This is a genomic window from uncultured Chitinophaga sp., assembly GCF_937898475.1.
GTDB lineage: Bacteria > Bacteroidota > Bacteroidia > Chitinophagales > Chitinophagaceae > Chitinophaga.
Genome location: NZ_CALEJS010000041.1, coordinates 230,303 through 249,862 on the forward strand (window position 1 = coordinate 230,303; position 19,560 = coordinate 249,862).

Sequence of the window (19,560 nt, forward strand, 5' to 3'; positions counted from 1 at the left end):
AGGCCAGCATGGGGATGATAAAGTATAAAATATCATATAAGTGGCTGCTGTGCATTCTATTGTACGGCCTCCACATTCAGTCTGTTACAGCCAACAATAAGCTGTCGCAGGCGAATGCCACCCATCATGTTCTTAACCTGGGAGATCTTTCCCACCTGTTCGACCTCACCCAGCAGGAGGATGATGGACAGGAAGTGGTACGCGCCACTAAAAGTAAAAAGAAGACCCGCTACTACCTCAACGCCTCTTCACGGCAGTTCAGCATCAGTCAGCGTATTATCTATCCTGAAGACAAACAGGATCATTTCATACTCGAAGAAGAGAACAAGTCTGGCATCTACCGATGGCTTGACGCGTTTCTACCCGCTTACTACAACTTCCTCTTCCGGTACACCCTATTTTGATCCCGGCCCCCATATCACCCTTTTTTTCCAGACTTTATTTTATTAATTATTAACTGATAACTGACTCAATAATGCAGCGTTATATTTGGGCCATTGCGGGATGGAGTGCTATTGCTATATACGGATGTACCACCAACGGAAATACAAACACCGCTAAAGAAAATGAAAGGCCATTTCCTGTTACGGAACTGGTTGAAAAAGATACCTTGCTTCAACATCATTATGTGGCCAGCCTACAGGCAGTGCGGAATGTGGAGATCAGGGCCCGTGTGAACGGGTTCCTGGAAAAGATCTATGTGGACGAAGGACAGGAAGTAAAAAAAGGACAGCTGCTCTTCTCCATTAACGACGAAGAATACAGGGCGCTACTGGCCGAAGCCAATGCCAACCTGAGCAGCGCTGTGGCAGAAGCCAAGGCTGCAGAAGTAGAGCTCAGGCGCGTTAAAATGCTGGTAGAAAAAAAGGTGATCGCCAGAACCGAACAGGAAGTAGCAGAAGCAAAACTGGCCGCCGTGCATGCACGTGTTGACGAGGCCAGGTCTGCCGCAGCCAGCGCTGCCATGAAACTGGGCTATACAAATATCCGCGCTCCCTTTGACGGCGTAATAGACCGTATACCGCTGAAAACAGGCAGCCTGGTAGAAGACGGCGCCCTGCTCACCACCGTTTCTGATATCAATGAAGTATATGCCTACTTCAATGTATCTGAAACAGAATACCTGGAATACAAGAAATCCAAGAAAGGACCGGATAATAAAGCCGTGAGCCTGATACTGGCAGATGGCTCTCCTTATAATCACGCGGGTAAGGTGGAAACAGTGGAAGGCGAATTTGAAAGCTCCACCGGCGCCATCGCTTTCCGTGCCCGCTTTCCCAACCCGCAAAAGCTGCTGAAGCATGGCGCCAGCGGCAACGTACAGCTGGAAAATTCAGTAGAGGACGCACTCATCATCCCGCAGAAGGCGGTATTTGAAATGCAGGACAAGAACTACGTATTTGTAGTAGACTCCAGCAACCGCATTGCCATGCGCAGTTTTACCCCCGGCTCACGCCTGCACTATTCTTACATCGTCAAGAATGGCCTGCAGCCCGGTGAACGGATCGTATGCGAAGGTACTCAAAGCCTTCGTGACGGTATGCGCATAGAACCCGTTGCTATACCACTGGATAGCCTGTTAAAAATGTAAAGCGTCCTAAAAAAAATTACATGTTTGATACTTTTATAAAGCGGCCGGTGCTGTCGCTCGTGATCTCTTTGATCATAACCCTGCTGGGATTACTGGCCCTCTTTACATTGCCCGTAACCCAGTTCCCCGATATCGTACCTCCATCCGTAACCGTTACGGCCAGGTATACCGGCGCCAACGCCGAAGTATGTACCAAAGCAGTGACCACACCATTGGAACGGGCCATTAACGGTGTGCCCGGCATGACGTACATGTCCTCTGTTTCCACCAATGACGGTATCACCGTTATTACCGTATTCTTCCAGGTCGGCGTTGATCCCGACCAGGCAGCCGTGAACGTACAGAACAGGGTGGCCACCATCATTGACGAGCTGCCTGAAGAAGTGATTAAAGCAGGGGTTACTACAGAAAAAGAGGTGAACAGTATGCTGCTCTACCTCAACATCATGAGTGATGACCCGCAGATGGACGAGCAGTTCATCTACAACTTTGCAGATATCAACGTACTGCAGGAACTGAAAAGGATCAACGGCGTTGGCCGCGCCGAGATCATGGGCGCCAAGGAATACGCCATGCGCGTATGGCTGAAGCCCGACCGTATGCTGGCTTATAATATCTCTTCAGAAGAAGTGATTGCCGCCATCCGCAGGCAGAACATAGAAGCCGCCCCCGGTAAAACGGGCGAGAGCTCGGACAAAGCTCCGCAGCTGCTGCAGTATGTACTGCGCTACACCGGTAAATTCTTTGAGCCGCAACAATATGCAGACATCATCATCCGCACCGAAAGCAACGGTTCCATGCTTCGCCTGAAAGACGTGGCAGAACTGGAATTTGGTGCGCTTACCTATAGCATGGTATCGGAAACAGATGGCAAGCCTTCCGCATCTATCATGTTGAAACAACGCCCCGGCTCCAATGCCAGCGAGGTGATACAGGAAGTGAAAGACCGCATGGCAGAACTGAAAAAAAGTTCCTTCCCCCCGGGTATGAACTACAACTTCAACTACGATGTATCCCGCTTCCTGGATGCTTCTATCCATGAAGTGCTGCGCACCCTGGTAGAGGCGTTCATACTGGTATTCATTGTAGTATTCATCTTCCTGCAGGACTTCCGCTCTACGCTGATCCCTGCGCTGGCAGTGCCGGTGGCTCTTATCGGTACACTCTGCTTCATGCAGCTGATGGGCTTCTCCATTAACCTGCTTACACTGTTTGCATTGGTATTGGCCATCGGTATCGTGGTGGATAATGCCATTGTGGTGGTAGAGGCCGTGCACGTGAAGATGAGCGAAGAGCACCTGCCACCGCTGGAAGCTACGCTGGCGGCCATGAGAGAGATCAGCGGCGCACTGGTGGCTATTACCCTGGTAATGTCTGCGGTGTTCATACCGGTAGCATTCCTCTCCGGACCCGTAGGCGTATTCTACCGGCAGTTCTCTTTAACGCTGGCCATCGCCATCGTGATATCCGGCATCAATGCGGTAACGCTTACGCCTGCACTCTGCGCCATCATGCTGAAGAACACGCACGGCCGGGAGGCCAAAGGCTGGATGGCAAAATTCTTCCGCAAATTCAACAAAGGCTATGATGCCACTGCCAACCGCTACCGCAGTTTCCTGGGCCGTATTGCAGGCAGGCGTATTGTTACCCTGGTATTGCTGGCCGTATTCTTTGTGGCCACCTGGGGCGCCAGCGCCATACTGCCTTCGGGCTTTATTCCGTCGGAAGATCAGGGCATGATCTATGTGAACGTGACCACGCCCCCCGGCGCTACCGTAGAACGTACACAGCGGGTGCTGAAAGAAGTATACGCTGCCGCCAGCAGGATGGACGCCGTAGAATCTGTATCCACACTGGCGGGTTACAGCCTGGTGAACGAAGTGGCAGGCGCCTCCTACGGTATGGGCATGATCAACCTCAAGCCCTGGGAAGAAAGAAAAGAATCAGTGAACGAGCTCATGGCCCTGCTCTCTGAAAAAGTAAAACATATAACCGACGCCAGCATCGAATTCTTCCCGCCGCCTACCGTGCCTGGTTTTGGTAATGCCAGCGGTTTTGAGCTGCGTATACTGGATAAAACAGGTAGCGGTAACCTGGATCAAACCGCCAAGGTGACCAATGATTTTATTACGGCACTGAAACAAAGGCCGGAGATTGCCACCGCTTTCACCAGCTTTGATCCCAGCTTCCCGCAATACATGATCCATGTAGACCAGGAACGCGCCGCTCAGAAAGGTGTGAGCATAGAACGCGCCATGGAAACGCTGCAGACGTTACTGGGCAGCTACTATGCATCCAACTTCATCCGCTTTGGGCAGATGTATAAGGTAATGGTGCAGGCAGCGCCGCAGTACAGAACCAAGCCCGAAGATGTGCTGCACCTCTACGTGAAGAATGATAAAGATGAAATGGTGCCCTTCTCCAACTTCATCCGCCTGGAAAGGGTATACGGGCCTGAACAGCTCACCCGCTATAACATGTACCTGGCGGCCATGATCAATGGCGATGCCGCCCCGGGCTTCAGTAGCGGCGATGCCATCAAAGCCATTGAGGAGGAAGCCGCCAAACTGCCCAGGGGATTCAGTTATGAATGGAGTGGTATGACGCGCGAGCAAATCCTCTCCGGCAACCAGGCGGTATACATCTTCGCCATATGCCTGGTGTTTGTGTACCTGCTGCTGGCAGCGCAGTATGAAAGCTTCCTGCTGCCATTGCCGGTGATCCTCTCACTGCCGGCTGGTATTTTCGGTGCATTCTTTTCATTAAAGTTGCTTGGACTGGAAAACAACATCTATGCGCAGGTGGCCCTGGTAATGCTGATCGGGTTGCTGGGCAAAAACGCCATCCTCATCGTGGAATTTGCCATACTGCGGACCAGGCAGGGCTTACACCCGCTGGAAGCCGCCATGGAAGGCGCAGTGTCCCGTTTGCGTCCCATCCTTATGACCTCCTTTGCGTTCATCGCAGGTTTGATACCGCTGTGTATCGCCTCCGGCGCCGGCGCCATGGGCAACCGCTCCATTGGTACGGCCGCAGCGGGCGGCATGCTGATAGGCACGCTCTTCGGGGTGCTGGTGATACCAGGTTTATATGTATTGTTTGCATCGCTAACGCACAGCACTAAACGGAATTAACATGAACAAGAGATCGCTTATTTATATTTATCTCCCTATGCTGTACGCCCTGCTGATGTTGGGCTGTCGCCTTCATCAGCCGCTGGTATTGCCGCAGCCGGGCAAGCTGCCGGACACCTTCAACAACAGCTCCGACACCACGGGTATTGGTAGCGTACCCTGGCAGCAGTTCTTTAAGGATCCTTACCTGCGGGATTTGATCGATTCCGCATTAAGGCACAATTATGAACTGCAAAGTGCCGGAGAAAGAGTAAAGATTTCCGGCGCCGTATTAATGGCAGCAAAGCATGCCTGGTTGCCGGCAGCCAGCATCAATGCCTCCGCAGGCGTTGAGAAGTATGGCGACTACACCCTGAACGGTGTAGGTAATTTTGACACCAATCTTTCTCCCAACATCAATAAAGATCAGCGCATTCCTGATCCTACACCGGATCTGTTCCTGGGCCTGCGCAGCAGCTGGGAGATAGATATGTGGGGCAAGCTGAAAGACCGCAAGAAGGCCGCCCTGATGCATTTCCTGGCCAGCGCCGAGGGAAAGCGGCTGGTAACCACATTGCTGGTGGCAGAAGTGGCGTCTCATTATTACGAACTGATAGCGCTGGACAGTGAGCTGGTGGTATTGCAGAAGAACATTGACCTCCAGGAATCAGCGCTGGCTACCGTGTCCATACAGATGGAAGCGGGCCGCGCTACATTGCTAGCGCAGCAACAGTTCCAGGCGCAGCTGCTGGATACCCGCAGCCGCCAGTATACTACGCGTCAGCGGCTGCTGCAGGTGGAAACCCGGCTGAATTACCTGCTGGGAAGATTTCCGCAGCCTGTTCCCCGTGGCAAACAACTCACCGTGGATACTTTGTCTGCCGCCTGGAAACCAGGCGTGCCCTCCCAGCTGCTGGTGAACCGTCCGGACATCCGCCAGGCGGAACTGGAACTGGGAGCCGCCAAAGCAGATATATCCGCAGCTCGTAAAGCCTTCCTCCCCTCTTTGAATATAACACCTTATGCAGGTTATAATGCGTTCAAGGCAGGATTGCTGCTGAACCCTGGCTCCTTTGCCTACGGTGTGTTAGGCAGTATTACTGCGCCGCTGTTCAACCAGAAGCAGTTGTCTGCACAATACCAGATGACCCATGCCAATACAAAGATCGCCTGGAACAATTACCAGCAGCAGATACTCCGGGCTTACCAGGAAGTAGCGGTAGCCCTGGGCAACATCGACAACCAGCAGCAGGTATATAAATTAAAGTCTGCCGAAGTAGGTGTACTGCAAAACGCAGTGGCTACAGCAAATGACCTGTTCCTGGCCGGATATGCATCCTACCTGGAGATCATTACCGCACAAAAAAGTGTGCTGGAAGCAGAACTTTCACTGATACAGGCGCGAAAAGAAATGTTGGCTGGTACGGTACAACTGTACCAGGCACTGGGCGGAGGATGGAAATAACAGTATTCCTGTTGAGAATAAACGGGCTCCAACATATTTTGCTAAAATAATATTATAAGGACCATGGTAACTGCGCAGTAGTTTTTAAAAACTGCTGCGCGATACCATTCCTTAAATGAGCAGTACTTTTGAAAACCTTGCGTAAATATCTGATAAACCTCACAGCATATTTGCGCAGTTACCCTTTGAATATTTCTGCACGATTCCGATTCATCCTTCATCCCTTTCTAAAACTTAATGATTTGTAAACATAGCAGCTCTACTGCTTACAATCCTTACTGGACGGACCTTTCGGCGTTTCCATAAAAAATATTATTCCTTTTGGGAATACACCATACCACATACAAATTGGATGCACCGGTGCAACGGTTTACTTTTTTTGTACATTCATAAAGGAAATTATTCAAAACTGCAAGCCTATGAACACTCAATTACACCACACCAGGAATGCGGAAATCTTGAATGCAATTGTTTTAGCAACACCTTTTATACTTATTCAGGCGGCAAAGATGCCATCGCCCGCTTAAAAACATCATTTAAATGAGGGATGCCAGGTTTTGATAAACACATGCCATCAGCATGACGAACGTGTGAGCACAACAGATAGGAACTATTAACGGTGAACAGCATATCTTTATAATGAAAGCCCTTAACCCGGATGTATCTTTGACTAGGATCGAAAAACCTTTATCCGTCTCATCTTTATCTCAAAGCATCATCTTACCGTCGCGCTTATGTTCGAAGAAAAAATATGTATGCAACGCCAACCCTGTCTGTAAGATAGACCGTATGTATATATAGGATTCAGGAACCAACTGATTCAGAATAGCCATAAACGTTTCCGATTAGGCCATTATAAATCCTGCGTTATGCTAATTGAAAAATTAGTTAACCAGTGTTTTGCCATGCCCGGAGCAAACTTATTACTATGGGAAAGATGAAAATTATTGGAGTAACTCCTTATGAACAACCCGATGTGCGTCTTGTACTAAGCCTGATGAAAGCCAACGCCACACCCGTTCTTCATCTTGGCCGCGATAAACAGCAAGCCATCGATGCGCTGAATGCCCTCACCGCACAAACCAGCCAACCCTTCGGCGTTTGCTTTACAGGTGCCGCCCTTGCAGACATTACTTTACCAGACCAGGTTACGCTGGCCATTATGCCCTTTGGTACAAAGATCCCGCTGAAAGCGCATGTACAGGTGTTCTACCAGGTACATACCGTTGGCGAAGCTCATAAAGCCCGCGCTGCCAAAGCCAGTGGTATTATCATTAAAGGAAATGAAGGCAGCGGACAGGTAAGCGACGAATCTTCCTTTATCCTCTTTCAACGCGTGATCAGGGAAATAAAAGATACAGCCATCTGGGTACAGGGTGGCGCCGGTATCCATACCGCAGCCGCACTGGGCGCCACCGGCGCAGCAGGCGTTGTGCTGGACAGCCAGCTGATATTGTTCCCTGAATGCAGCGCCCCTGCTGCATTGAAAAATATATGCGAGAAACTTAACGGCAATGAAACACGAGTGCTGGATCGCTTCCGCGTACTGGTGAGGCCCAACTCTCCCGCACTGCCTGAAAACATTACACAGCAGCAACTGGAAAAATACTTAGGCACAACAGATCCTGAAAAAGGCTACCTGCCCCTGGGACAAGACATTGCCATTGGTATAGACCTCGTACAGCGCTATAAAAAACTAAGCCGACTGGTATTTGCATTGCAGGAAGCCGCACACGGCCACCTGCGCCAGGCGCAGAAGCTGAATGTGCTCAGTCCCGGTAATGCGCTTGCCCGCGAACTGCAGATCCCCTACCCCATTGCGCAGGGGCCCATGACGCGCGTAAGCGATGTACCTGCATTTGCCGCAGCAGTGGCCCAGGCAGGCGGTCTGCCTTTTGTGGCGCTCTCCCTCTTGAAAGGAGAACAGGCCAGGCAGCTGATCTCCCATACCAAATCACTTGCCGGCGATAAGCCCTGGGGCGTGGGCATACTTGGATTTGCGCCGCCTGAGCTACGCGAAGAACAGATCAGCTACATCAAAGAAGAAAAGCCGCCCATTGTACTCATTGCCGGTGGCAGGCCCTCACAGGCAAAGGCCCTGGAACAGGCAGGCATCAAAACATTCCTGCATGTGCCCTCTGCCTCCCTGCTGGATATGTTCATCAAGGAAGGCGCTAAGAGATTTGTGTTTGAAGGAAGGGAATGCGGCGGCCACGTGGGCCCGCTCTCCAGCCTGGTGCTGTGGGAAAGACAGGTAGAACGCCTGCTGCAGGAAGAACATGCAGAACAGTTCAGCATCTTCTTTGCCGGTGGTATTCACGATCCGCTCTCTGCTGCATTCATCTCGGTGATGGCAGCGCCGCTGGCGGCCAAAGGTGCAAAGATAGGCGTGCTGATGGGTACCGCTTATATCTATACGCAGGAAGCCGTGAGCAGCGGCGCCATCCTGCAGCAATTCCAGGATCAGGCACTGCAGCATAAGGATACCATCCTGCTGGAAACCGCGCCAGGCCATGAAACACGCTGCCTGTATACTCCGTTTGCCGACTTCTTCAACGCCGAAAAAGAACGCCTGCAGCAAACCGGTACCGATAAGAAAGAAATATGGGCCCAGCTGGAACAGCTCAATGTGGGCCGCCTGCGTATAGCCGCCAAAGGTATGGAACGCAGGGGCGATGCATTGGTGATGATCAACCAGGACGATCAGCTGCGCTCCGGTATGTATATGATTGGCCAGGTGGCTGCCCTGAAAGAGCACGTTATCACCGTGGCCGAATTGCACCAAACCGTAGCGGAAGATAACTACACCCTCATAAAACAGGCCGCGCTGCCCGCATTACCCACACCTGCAGGCAAAGCGCTGGACGTGGCCATTGTAGGTATGGCCTGTATTTACCCCGGCGCCAGGAATATAGAAGAATACTGGCGCAACATCATCCTCGGGAAAGATTGTGTAACAGAAGTGCCGGACGAGCGATGGAACAAATCACTCTACTACGATCCCGCATCTACAAATGGAGAAAAGACCCCTTCCAAATGGGGCGGCTTCATTCCCAGAATAGATTTTGATCCCCTTACCTTTGGTATACCGCCGCAATCGCTGGCGGCTATTGATCCGGCGCAGCTGTTGAGTTTACTGGTGGCCAAACAGGCATTGGATAATGCAGGTTATGGCGGCGCCAATATCAACCGTGAGAACGTGTCTGTGATCATTGGCACGGAAGCGGGTACAGACCTTGCCAACAACTACGGCTTCCGTTCCCTCTTCACGCAGATCTTCGGCGAGATACCGCCTGAACTGAACGATGCGCTGCCTAAGCTCACGGAAGATTCTTTCCCCGGTATACTGGCCAATGTGATCGCGGGCCGTATCACTAACCGGCTGGACCTTGGCGGGCGCAACTACACCGTAGATGCGGCCTGTGCCTCCTCACTTGCGGCCATCGACCTCGCCTGCCAGGAGCTGATACTGGAAAAATCGGATATGGTGATTGCAGGTGCGGCAGACCTGCACAACAGCATCAATGACTACCTGATGTTCGCCAGCACCCACGCACTTTCCCGCAATGGCAGGTGCGCCACTTTCGATGCTAACGCAGACGGCACAACGCTGGGCGAAGGTATTGCCATGATGGTGCTGAAACGATATGAAGATGCACAACGCGACGGAGATACCATCTATGCAGTGATCAAAGGCGTAGGCGGATCCAGCGATGGTAAGAGCCTGGGGCTGACGGCGCCCCGCAAGGCAGGCCAGGCAAGAGCGCTGGAACGGGCCTATGAACAGGCGGGTATCTCTCCCGCTACCCTCGGACTGGTTGAAGCGCATGGCACCGGTACGGTGGTAGGCGACAAAACAGAGCTCAGCGCCATTTCTGATATGCTGATACACGCGGGCGCTACCCGTGCGCAAACACACCTGGGCTCTGTTAAAACACAGATCGGCCACACCAAATGCGCCGCAGGCCTGGCAGGTCTGATCAAAGCAGCGCTCTCTGTATACCACGGCGTAAAACCGCCCACCATCCATCTTAAAACGCCTAACAGCTTTTATAACCCTGCCAGCAGTCCTTTTGCATTCAACACGCAGACAGGCCTCTGGAATGACGATAAAAGAGTAGCCGGCATCAGCGCCTTTGGCTTTGGCGGTACCAATTTCCATGCAGTGATCGAGAACCACGTAGCGGCCATACCATCCGCCCCCGTGATCAGCGCATGGCCGGCTGAACTGTTTGTGTTCCGCGGCAACAGCTATGATGCAGCCAAGCAGCTGCTCAGCACTGTAAAACAGCTGATAGACAGTAATGACAACATCCCGCTGAAAGACATTGCCTGGAGCCTGTACCAGTACAACAGCGATCCCATTCAGCTGTCTATCGTAGCAGACAGCATTACAGACCTGCGCCTGAAGCTGGACCTCGCTGTATCAGGCGTTGCCAGCAACGGGGTGTACATTACGGAAGCACTGGAAGGTAAAGTGGCATTCCTCTTCCCGGGACAGGGCAGTCAGCGCGTGAATATGGCGCGCGATCTCTTCGTTACCTTTCCGGCCATGCGGCGGCTGCTGAAAGATAAACCGCACTATGAACAACTGTTGTTTCCCCCGGCGGTGTTTGATGAAGCGGCACAGCAGCAACAGCGTTCATCCATTAAGGATACGCGCCTGGCGCAACCGCTGCTGGGCATTGTAGACCTGGCCATTGCCACCTTCCTGCAGGCGTTGGGCATACAGCCTGATATGGCGGCAGGCCACAGCTATGGCGAACTGCCTGCGTTATGCTTTGCAGGTGTATTTGAAGAAAATGAACTGGTACCCCTGAGTGAAAAAAGAGCTGCTTCCATCCTCAATGCAATAGGTGCAGACAAAGGCGCTATGCTGGCGGTAAGCTGTAAGGAAGAAGTGCTGGCCGGACTTACCGGCGGCGTGGCCGATGTATGGCTGGTGAACCATAACTCTCCCCTGCAATGGGTGGTAGCCGGTACAACGCCTGCCATCGCGAAGCTGGCAGAAAAGCTGCAGGGCGCTAATATCTCCTTCCAGCGGCTGGAGGTAGCCTGCGCGTTCCATAGTCCCTTACTCGCAGGCGCACAGGAGCTGTTCAGCACCGCACTGCAGGAAACCAGGTTCAGCTCGCCGGCCATCCCCGTATGGTCTAACACCACCGCTGCCATGTACCCCGGCAACGCAGATGCGATCCGCGAAAGACTGGCAGAACACCTGGTGAAACCGGTAAGATTTACGGAAGAAATAGAACAAATGTATGCACAGGGCGCCCGTGTATTCATTGAAGTGGGCCCCGGCAAAGTATTGAGCAACCTGACTAAAGCCATTATCGGCGATGACGAGCTGATACTGCATACAGAAGATAAAGACCAGCCGGGCATTACCCACCTGCTGCACACCATCGCCCGCTATATTGCCAGCGGCAGAAGCGTGCGCATGGAACAGCTGTTTGACGGCAGGAACGTACGCCAACTGGATCTTAACGCCCTGGAACAATACAAAAAGAGCGGCACAGTATGGCTGGTGAACGGTCACTATGCCGTACCCTCCAACGGCAAGCTGCCTGCCCATGGCGCACTACCAGTTGTTGCACCGCTGCAGCTGAAAGGCGCCGCTGCCAACCCGGTGGTGGTCAACAACCAGGGCAGCGCAGAACAACTGGTAGAAACCTATCTTAACAGCCTCAAACATATTGTACAGGCGCAGCGCGATGTGATCCTGGGATACCTGGGTCATCATCCGCAGCACTTTGAAAGCGCCCCCCTGCCCGACCTGACACCGCGCAAAACCATACCGGTGCACAGCAATGGCAATGGTAACGGACAGCATTACACGAACGGCGTACACACCATGGCCGCCGTTGCCGCCGCTACCGTAAACACTGCGCTGGATGTAAAGAGCATCCTCCTTTCCGTAATCAGCGATAAAACCGGCTACCCGCCAGACATGCTGGGCATGGAAATGGACCTGGAAGCAGACCTCAGCATCGACTCCATCAAACGCATGGAGATCATCGGTGAGCTGAAAACAAGGCTGGGCGGCTTTAAACACGCCGTCCACAGCGAAGAAACACTGGTAGAACAACTGGCCGCCATCAAAACCCTGAAAGGCCTGGTAGACTGGATCTCTGAAAACGCAGCCACCACCAGCAATACCAGTACGATGCCTCCTGCGGATGATCTGCCCTTAACCTCCAACCTCCCACCAACCGCCAACCTCCAACCTCCAACCTCAAACGCCGCGGGCAAATCTGCTGCCGAAATACAGGCCGTGCTGCTCAGCGTAGTAAGCGAAAAGACCGGCTATCCGCCAGACATGCTGGGACTGGATCTTGACCTGGAAGCTGATCTGAGCATCGACTCCATCAAACGCATGGAGATCATCGGTGAACTGAAAACAAGGCTGGGCGGCCTGCAATCTGCCGGCGGCCAGGGAGAGGAACTGATGGAACAGCTGGCGGCCATCAAGACCCTGCAGGGACTTATCAGCTGGCTGGGGGCTACTGCCGCAGGCGACTTTGAACCGGTACAGGAAGCGAGGAAGATCATTGAACAGGGCTTTTCCCACAACGGCCACGACGGCAAAGAAACGCTGTCACGCATGCGCTTTGAGCTAAGGCCTTCTGCTCTGGACGCCGCAAGTACGGTTCGCCTGCAGGGAAACAGCTTTGCCATTACAGATGATGGGGGGCCTATTGCCCTTGCCATTAAACAAGGCCTGGAAAAGCAGGGTGCCAACGCCACCATCATACAGCCCAATGATCCGCTGGATGGTTATCATGGCCTCATTATCCTGGACATCTTCTCATCACCGCAACGCCCGGATATTATCACGGCATTCTCACTGGTGAAGAAACTGGACTTCAATAAAGTGAAATGGGTATACGCTGTTTCTGATTTTGACGGGCACCTGGGACATGATACCAACATGCAGCTGGTGCAGCATTTCCAGGGCTATTCCGGCTTCTTCAAGAGCCTGGATAAAGAATACGAGCATACCAAATGCCGTACTATCAATATCAACCTGCCGCTTAAACCGGCGCCCGAAAAAATAGCCGCTATTACATTGGATGAAATACTGCACCCGGATGGTCCTGCAGAGGTATTTTACCAGGATGACAGCCGCCAGACCCTGGAGCCAGTGCCCTCCCGCCTCACCATCGGGCAAACGCCCGACATCCGGCTGAACAGGCAGTCTGTAATACTGGTACTGGGCGGTGCACAAGGCATTACAGCAGAACTGATGATCCGCTTCTCGAAAGAATACGCCTGTCATTATATCCTGGTAGGCAGATCGGCCGACCCGCGTAAACACATGCAGGATCAGTATGCTTTCCTGAAAACCAAAGATGAGATCCGCCAGTACCTTGTAACACAGGGCCAGCTGAAAAAGCCTGCAGATATAGAAAAGAAGACGGCAGAGATCCATAAGTACAACCAGATACTGCAAACCATTCAGTCACTGGAACAGCATGGCGCCACGGTGACCTATCACTCACTGGACCTGCGCGATGAAACCGCCCTGCGCGATTTTATCAAAGGCGTGTACCGCGAATACGGGCGGATAGACGGCGTTGTGCATGGCGCGGGATTGCTGGAAGATAAACTCTTTCACCAGAAAACACCGGAGTCTTTTGAGCGCGTGTTTTCTACCAAGGTAACGCCCCTTCGTGTGCTGTCTGAACACCTGAATGCAGAAACCCAGTTCGTGATCCTCTTCTCCAGCGTAGCGTCTGTATACGGCAACCGCGGACAAACCGATTATGCTGCCGCCAACAGCGTGATGGACCGCTACGCCCGTGTATTGAAGCAACGCCTCAAAGCCAAGGTGATGGCCATCAACTGGGGCCCCTGGAAAGGCACCGGCATGGTATCTCCCTCCCTTGAAAAGGAATACGAACGCCGCGGCATTGCGCTTATTCCCCTGTCTGATGGTATGGAAACCTTTATTGATGAACTGAAATATGGTAACGAGAGCCAGGTAGTCATCATGGCGGGCAACATAACATTCTAACGTTTGAACCCCTAAACTATCTTTTGATGAACCAAAGTGTTGATGTAGCTATTATAGGCATGTCATGCATCTTCCCCGGAGCAGGCGATCTGCAGGCTTTCTGGAAGAATATTATCAACCGTGTAGACGCTATACAAACCGTACCCGAAAACCGGATGGAACGCATGTTCTTTGACGGCGAAACAGCGGTAGACCGCTTCTATTGCCGGCGCGGCGGTTTCATAGATGAATATGCGGCATTCGATCCTATACAGTTCGGCATCCTTCCCCTGGTAGTAGAAAGCACAGAACCTGAACAACTGCTGGCATTGAGCCTGGCCCATAAAGCACTGGCAGATGCGGATGTGTTTGAAAAAGAACTGCCTTTGGATAATACCGGCATCATCATCGGTAAAGGCAACTATCCTGGACCCGGTGCAGTAAGAGGCATTGAGATCATCCGCACCGGCGAACAGATTGTACGGGTATTGCAGCACCTGCTGCCGGAGCTGAAGAAGGAAGAGCTGGATCGTGTTAAGAAAGAGTTCCAGGTAAAGAAAGGACGCTTTGGACCGGATACCGCTATGGGACTGATCCCTAACCTGGTAGCCTCACTGGTGGCCAACCGCCTGAACCTGGGCGGAACCGCCTATACCGTAGATGCAGCCTGCGCCAGTTCACTGATCGCCATAGATCATGCGGTAAAAGAATTGCTAAGTGGCCGCTCTGATATGGTGATCGCAGGCGGGGTGCATGCCTCGCAGAACGCCCCTTTCTGGAGCATCTTTACACAACTGGGCGCCCTGTCAAGGAATGAACAGATACGCCCTTTTGACCAGCGCGCAGACGGCGTGCTGATAGGTGAAGGCTGCGGATTTGTTGTACTGAAAAAACTGGATGATGCGATACGTGATGGCCATCGTATCTACGCGGTGATAAAAGGCGTAGGCGTATCCAGCGACGGCGCGGGCGTAAGCGTGATGAGCCCTTCCATAAAAGGACAGGCCAAAGCCATCCGGCAGGCCTGGCAGCAAGCGAAGACAGATCTCCGTGAAATAGGTTACCTGGAAGCACATGGCACCGCCACGCAGTTAGGTGACAAGACAGAGCTGGAAACACTGCTGCAGGTGTTTGGCAGTGATATCGCGCTGCCCAAAGCAGGCATTGGTACCATTAAATCCATGATCGGGCATGCCATGCCCGCTGCAGGAATGGCGGGACTGATCAAGACCGCACTGGCTTTGTACCACGGTCAGCTGCCGCCTACCCTGCACTGCGAAGATCCGTTACCGTTAATGCAGCAAACCAGGTTCAGTCCCGTACTGGAAGCCTGTTCCTGGGACGATACCGGGCTGCCCCGCCGCGCCGGTGTGAATGCTTTTGGCTTTGGCGGCATCAACGCACATGTAGTGCTGGAAAGTTTGCACATGCAAGAGGGCCGGCAGCAAAAATCATTCAGCGGCATGGCGCCTGCGCTGAAACGTGACCCGGTGTTACTGCTGGCCCGTCCCGATAAAGCTTCCCTCATCCAGGCATTGGAAGAGCGGTCTGCCATTAGTGGTGAAGGCGACTATCGTATAGCCGTTTTTGATCCCACACCGGAACGTATACAGAAAGCCATCAGGATCGTCAGTAAAGATGCTCCCTGGCGTAATAAACAGGACATCTGGTTTTCCAATGATCCGCTGTTAACACAGGACGGCAAGGTGGCATTTCTTTTTCCCGGCCTGGATGGATTGGTGAACGGAGAAACGGCCAGTGTTGCCCGTTATTTTAACCTGCCGGGGTTGCCGCATATCAGCGGGGCAACCGGTGTGCTGGCGGCTGCGCAGCATCAGATGGAGAACAGTGGTATACTGGATGCGGCGTTGAAGCAGCTGGGGGTTCAACCTGATCTCAATGCCGGTCATAGCCTGGGAGAATGGCTGGCCGGGCGGGCGGCTGGTATGGTGGAAGAACAATCCCTCATCCGTTTGCAGGCGCAACTGGATCCTGCACTATTTGAACAGCAGAATGCCACTTTCCTGGTAGCCGGCTGTGGTTATGAAAAACTAAAGCCCCTGCTGGATAGCACAGAAGATATTTATCTCTCTATTGATAACTGTCCGCAACAGGTGATCCTTTGCGGTACCAACGATGCGGTAAGTAAGTTCACTGCCGTACTGCGTGAAGAACAGATCTTCCACCAGGTGTTGCATTTCCAGTCAGGCTTCCACTCTCCTTTCGTAAAAGACAAGCTGGACCTGCTGCTGGCAGGGATGGATCTACTGGAGTTCCGCCCCGCTGCCGTACCTGTATGGTCGGCCACTACACTCAGCACATACCCTTCAGCGGTAGCAGACATCCGCCGCTTAAGCGTTGAACATCTGCTACAACCGGTGCGCTTTCGCGAGCTGATTGCAAAACTGTACAGCGAAGGAGTAAGGGTTTTTATCCAGGTGGGCGCCGGTGGTTTGATAGGCTTTGTAGACGACACCCTGAAACAACAAACTTATAGCGCCGTGGCGGCCAGCGTACCTGTAAGATCAGGTCTTTGTCAGCTGCAAAGAGTACTGGCCGCACTGTTTGTAGAAGGCAGGGCGGTGAACCAGGCATTTATGGAAACAGGCGCTGCGCCTAAAACCAAAACGGCAGCCCCTGTTAAGCTGCAATTAGGCTCTCCTATTGTAAATGAACTGGCGGCACTGAAACAGCTGCCGGTGGGCAAAGCGCAGCATAAAGCAGTGGCCGCAACAGCTGACTCTCCCGTGATGCAGGCCCTGCTGGAGAATTTCGAAGAGATCTCCCGGATACAGCATTCCCTGCTGGAAGCCTTTCAGCAGAAAACAACTTACCGCAATGGCGCAAACGGGAATGGCCATTATACCGCCGTACAGCCGCCGCCACCGCCTGTTGCCCAACCAGCAAAGCTGGTGCATGCGCTGGATATTTCGCTGGATACACACCCCTACCTGATAGATCACTCCCTGATCAGGCAAAGACCCGGATGGCACTGTGCAGATGACATGGAGCCGGTGATTCCCATGACCATGATACTGGAAGTGTTTGGCGACATTGCAGCCGCCAATGCCCCTGGTATGCTGGTGCAGAAGATCATGCAGGTAAAAGTGTTCCAGTGGATGAACGTGGCAAAGCCTTTCCGCGAAAAGGTGCTGGGCGAATGGAAAGCGCCTGACCGGCTTTACCTCGATCTTGAGAAATACGCCAATGCAGAAATACAGTTGTCTGAACAATACAACACACCCGATAAAACCAGTGCAGGCATTGGCGCCCCGCTGAACATTCAGATTACACCAGAACAGGTGTACACCCAACGCATGTTTCATGGCCCTGCTTACCAGGGCATTCGGGAAGTTACTGTAGTGGCAGAAAAAGGCATCCGCGGTATTATAGAAGGCGGCGCAGGTAAAGGCTCCCTGCTCGATAACGCCGGTCAGCTCTTTGGTCTCTGGCTGCAGCTTACACTGCCGAAAGACCGCATTGCCTTCCCGGTAAAGATCCAGGAAGTAGCGCTGTATGCGCCGCTGGATGATCAGCAGGGCACTTTTGAATGTACCTGCCAGCTTACATCTTTGAACGAAGAATTTGCCTTTGCTGATTTCATCCTGAAACGGGATAACAAGGTATGGGCTATCATCAGGGGCTGGCAGAACCGCCGCCTGGAAATAGATGAGCGCCTGTGGAATGCGCTGATCTCCCCAAGGCATGCTTTGTCCACAGAGATCGTGCCCGGCGTGTTCATGTTCCATAATGCGTATAGCCGTGTGAATTCCTGGGACTTCATCGTAAAACGTTATTTCAACCAGGAAGAGAAAAAGCATTACAACGAACTGCCCCTTCATAAAAAGAAGGAATGGATCATTAGTCGTGTAGCGGCCAAAGATGCGGTGAAGAGTGTACTGCAACGCGCCGGCGACCTGCACTACCCGGTAGAGTTTGCTATTGCAGCTACCGCAGCCGGGCAGCCGTTCCCCAGGGGAGGCGCTGCCGATGGCATCCATCTTTCACTGGCGCACAAGCATACGGATGCTGTCGCTATTGCACGTGCAGACAGGCCTGTAGGAATAGATATAGAAGAAATACGCGAACACAATACGGCCTTCAAGGAACTGGTGTTTGACCCCGCAGAACTGGCCCTCATCGGATCGCGTGATGAAGCCGAATGGCTTACGCGCTGCTGGGCGGCCAAAGAAGCTTACGGCAAATCACTGGGTAAAGGTTTGCAGGGTAACCCAAAGGCTTATACGGTAGAGCGGATTGATGGAGACGACCTGCAGATAAAAGGAATCATCATTCACACAATTAAGTATAAAAACTACATAATCGGATGGACCAGTTAACACAACCTACACAACTGAGCGAAGAAGCGATCCTCGAGGTACTGAAACAATTTATCACGGAAGTGATCGGCCAGGAGTTCGTGGAAGACCTCGACATTACCCCGCAAAGCTCTTTCACCAAAGATCTTGAGATGGACAGCATTGAAATTGTGGCCTTCTCTGAAAAGGTAAAAGCCCATTTCGGAAAGGATATCGATTTTACCGGCTGGCTGTCTAATATGGACCTGGATGAGATCATCAACCTTAACCTGGGAGACATTACCAAATACATTCAGTCATGCCTGTAGTATCGCTTCAGCATACCAGCATCCACTTACAGGAAATGAATGCAGGAGCCCCGGAGACTATACTGATGGTACACGGTATGTTCACCAACCTGTCTATCTATTATTTCAACATTGCGCCGGTACTGGCTCAACGGTTCCATGTTGTGTTATATGACCTGAAAGGTCACGGTATGAGCGGAAGATCCAGCCAGGGTTACGATCTGCAAACCATGAGCGATGAGCTGCTGGAGCTGATGGATAAACTGGGGCTGGACACCGTTCACCTGGCAGGTTACAGTTACGGCGGACTGATTGCCCTGAAGGCCGCTATGCGCTTTCCGGGAAGGATCAATAAACTGGCCATTATTGAAAGCCCCAACCCGTATGAACAGGAAACCATGCGTATTGCAGACATCTACAGCAAAGAGCTGCTGGTGCACTTCATTAATGATCATGCAGGAGATACCGCTGTCAGACCCGGGAAACGGCAGCTGCAACGCCGTCATCGTATGTATGAACAGCTGCTGAAAGAAAGCAGCATCCGCCAGGACATGCAGCAGGAAAGGGATTTCTTTTCCAGCCCGCAGCTGGCCGGTATCCCGCATGAAACTTTGCTGATCTACGGCAATGCATCAGATTGCATGTTTGCAGGGCAGCAGCTGCATCAGAAGATCAGCCGCTCGCAGCTGATCCTGGTAAACGGCGATCATAACATACCCGTGCAGGAGCCCTTCCCTATTGCTTATGCACTGAAAGACTTTTTTGGAACCTAATTATAAGCACCAGGCC

The 19,560-nt window shown here is 52.5% G+C and carries 8 protein-coding genes; all 8 read left to right on the forward strand.

Translation table 11 applies throughout. The features are described from left to right. Window positions 1-8: 8 nt before the first annotated feature. The 8 genes from Q0577_RS25315 (at window position 9) to Q0577_RS25350 (ending at window position 19,544) form a co-directional block, all read left to right on the forward strand. A complete protein-coding gene (locus tag Q0577_RS25315) occupies window positions 9-404 on the forward strand; it encodes a hypothetical protein (RefSeq protein WP_298741330.1) in 396 nt (131 codons plus the stop codon). 71 nt (window positions 405-475) lie between these two features. Next, window positions 476-1,591 (forward strand): efflux RND transporter periplasmic adaptor subunit, encoded by a 1,116-nt coding sequence (locus tag Q0577_RS25320; RefSeq protein ID WP_298741332.1) that lies wholly within the window; start codon window positions 476-478, stop codon window positions 1,589-1,591. A gap of 20 nt (window positions 1,592-1,611) precedes the next feature. Beyond that, window positions 1,612-4,725 (forward strand): efflux RND transporter permease subunit, encoded by a 3,114-nt coding sequence (locus tag Q0577_RS25325; RefSeq protein ID WP_298741334.1) that lies wholly within the window; start codon window positions 1,612-1,614, stop codon window positions 4,723-4,725. Window position 4,726: 1 nt separating this feature from the next. Beyond that, a complete protein-coding gene (locus Q0577_RS25330) occupies window positions 4,727-6,169 on the forward strand; it encodes a TolC family protein (RefSeq protein ID WP_298741336.1) in 1,443 nt (480 codons plus the stop codon). 928 nt (window positions 6,170-7,097) lie between these two features. Then, the gene (locus tag Q0577_RS25335) at window positions 7,098-14,186 is read left to right on the forward strand and encodes a type I polyketide synthase (RefSeq protein ID WP_298741338.1); all 7,089 of its coding nucleotides are present in this window, start codon (window positions 7,098-7,100) and stop codon (window positions 14,184-14,186) included. A gap of 26 nt (window positions 14,187-14,212) precedes the next feature. Beyond that, window positions 14,213-18,505, forward strand: a complete 4,293-nt coding sequence (locus Q0577_RS25340) for a beta-ketoacyl synthase N-terminal-like domain-containing protein (RefSeq protein ID WP_298741340.1) — start codon at window positions 14,213-14,215, stop codon at window positions 18,503-18,505. Beyond that, window positions 18,493-18,792: a phosphopantetheine-binding protein gene (locus tag Q0577_RS25345; protein WP_298741342.1), complete on the forward strand. Its 300-nt coding sequence runs from the start codon at window positions 18,493-18,495 to the stop codon at window positions 18,790-18,792. The genes Q0577_RS25340 and Q0577_RS25345 overlap by 13 nt, the downstream gene beginning before the upstream one ends. Then, window positions 18,783-19,544, forward strand: a complete 762-nt coding sequence (locus Q0577_RS25350) for an alpha/beta hydrolase (RefSeq protein ID WP_298741344.1) — start codon at window positions 18,783-18,785, stop codon at window positions 19,542-19,544. Before Q0577_RS25345 ends, Q0577_RS25350 begins: the two co-directional genes overlap by 10 nt. The last annotated feature ends 16 nt before the right edge of the window (window positions 19,545-19,560 follow it).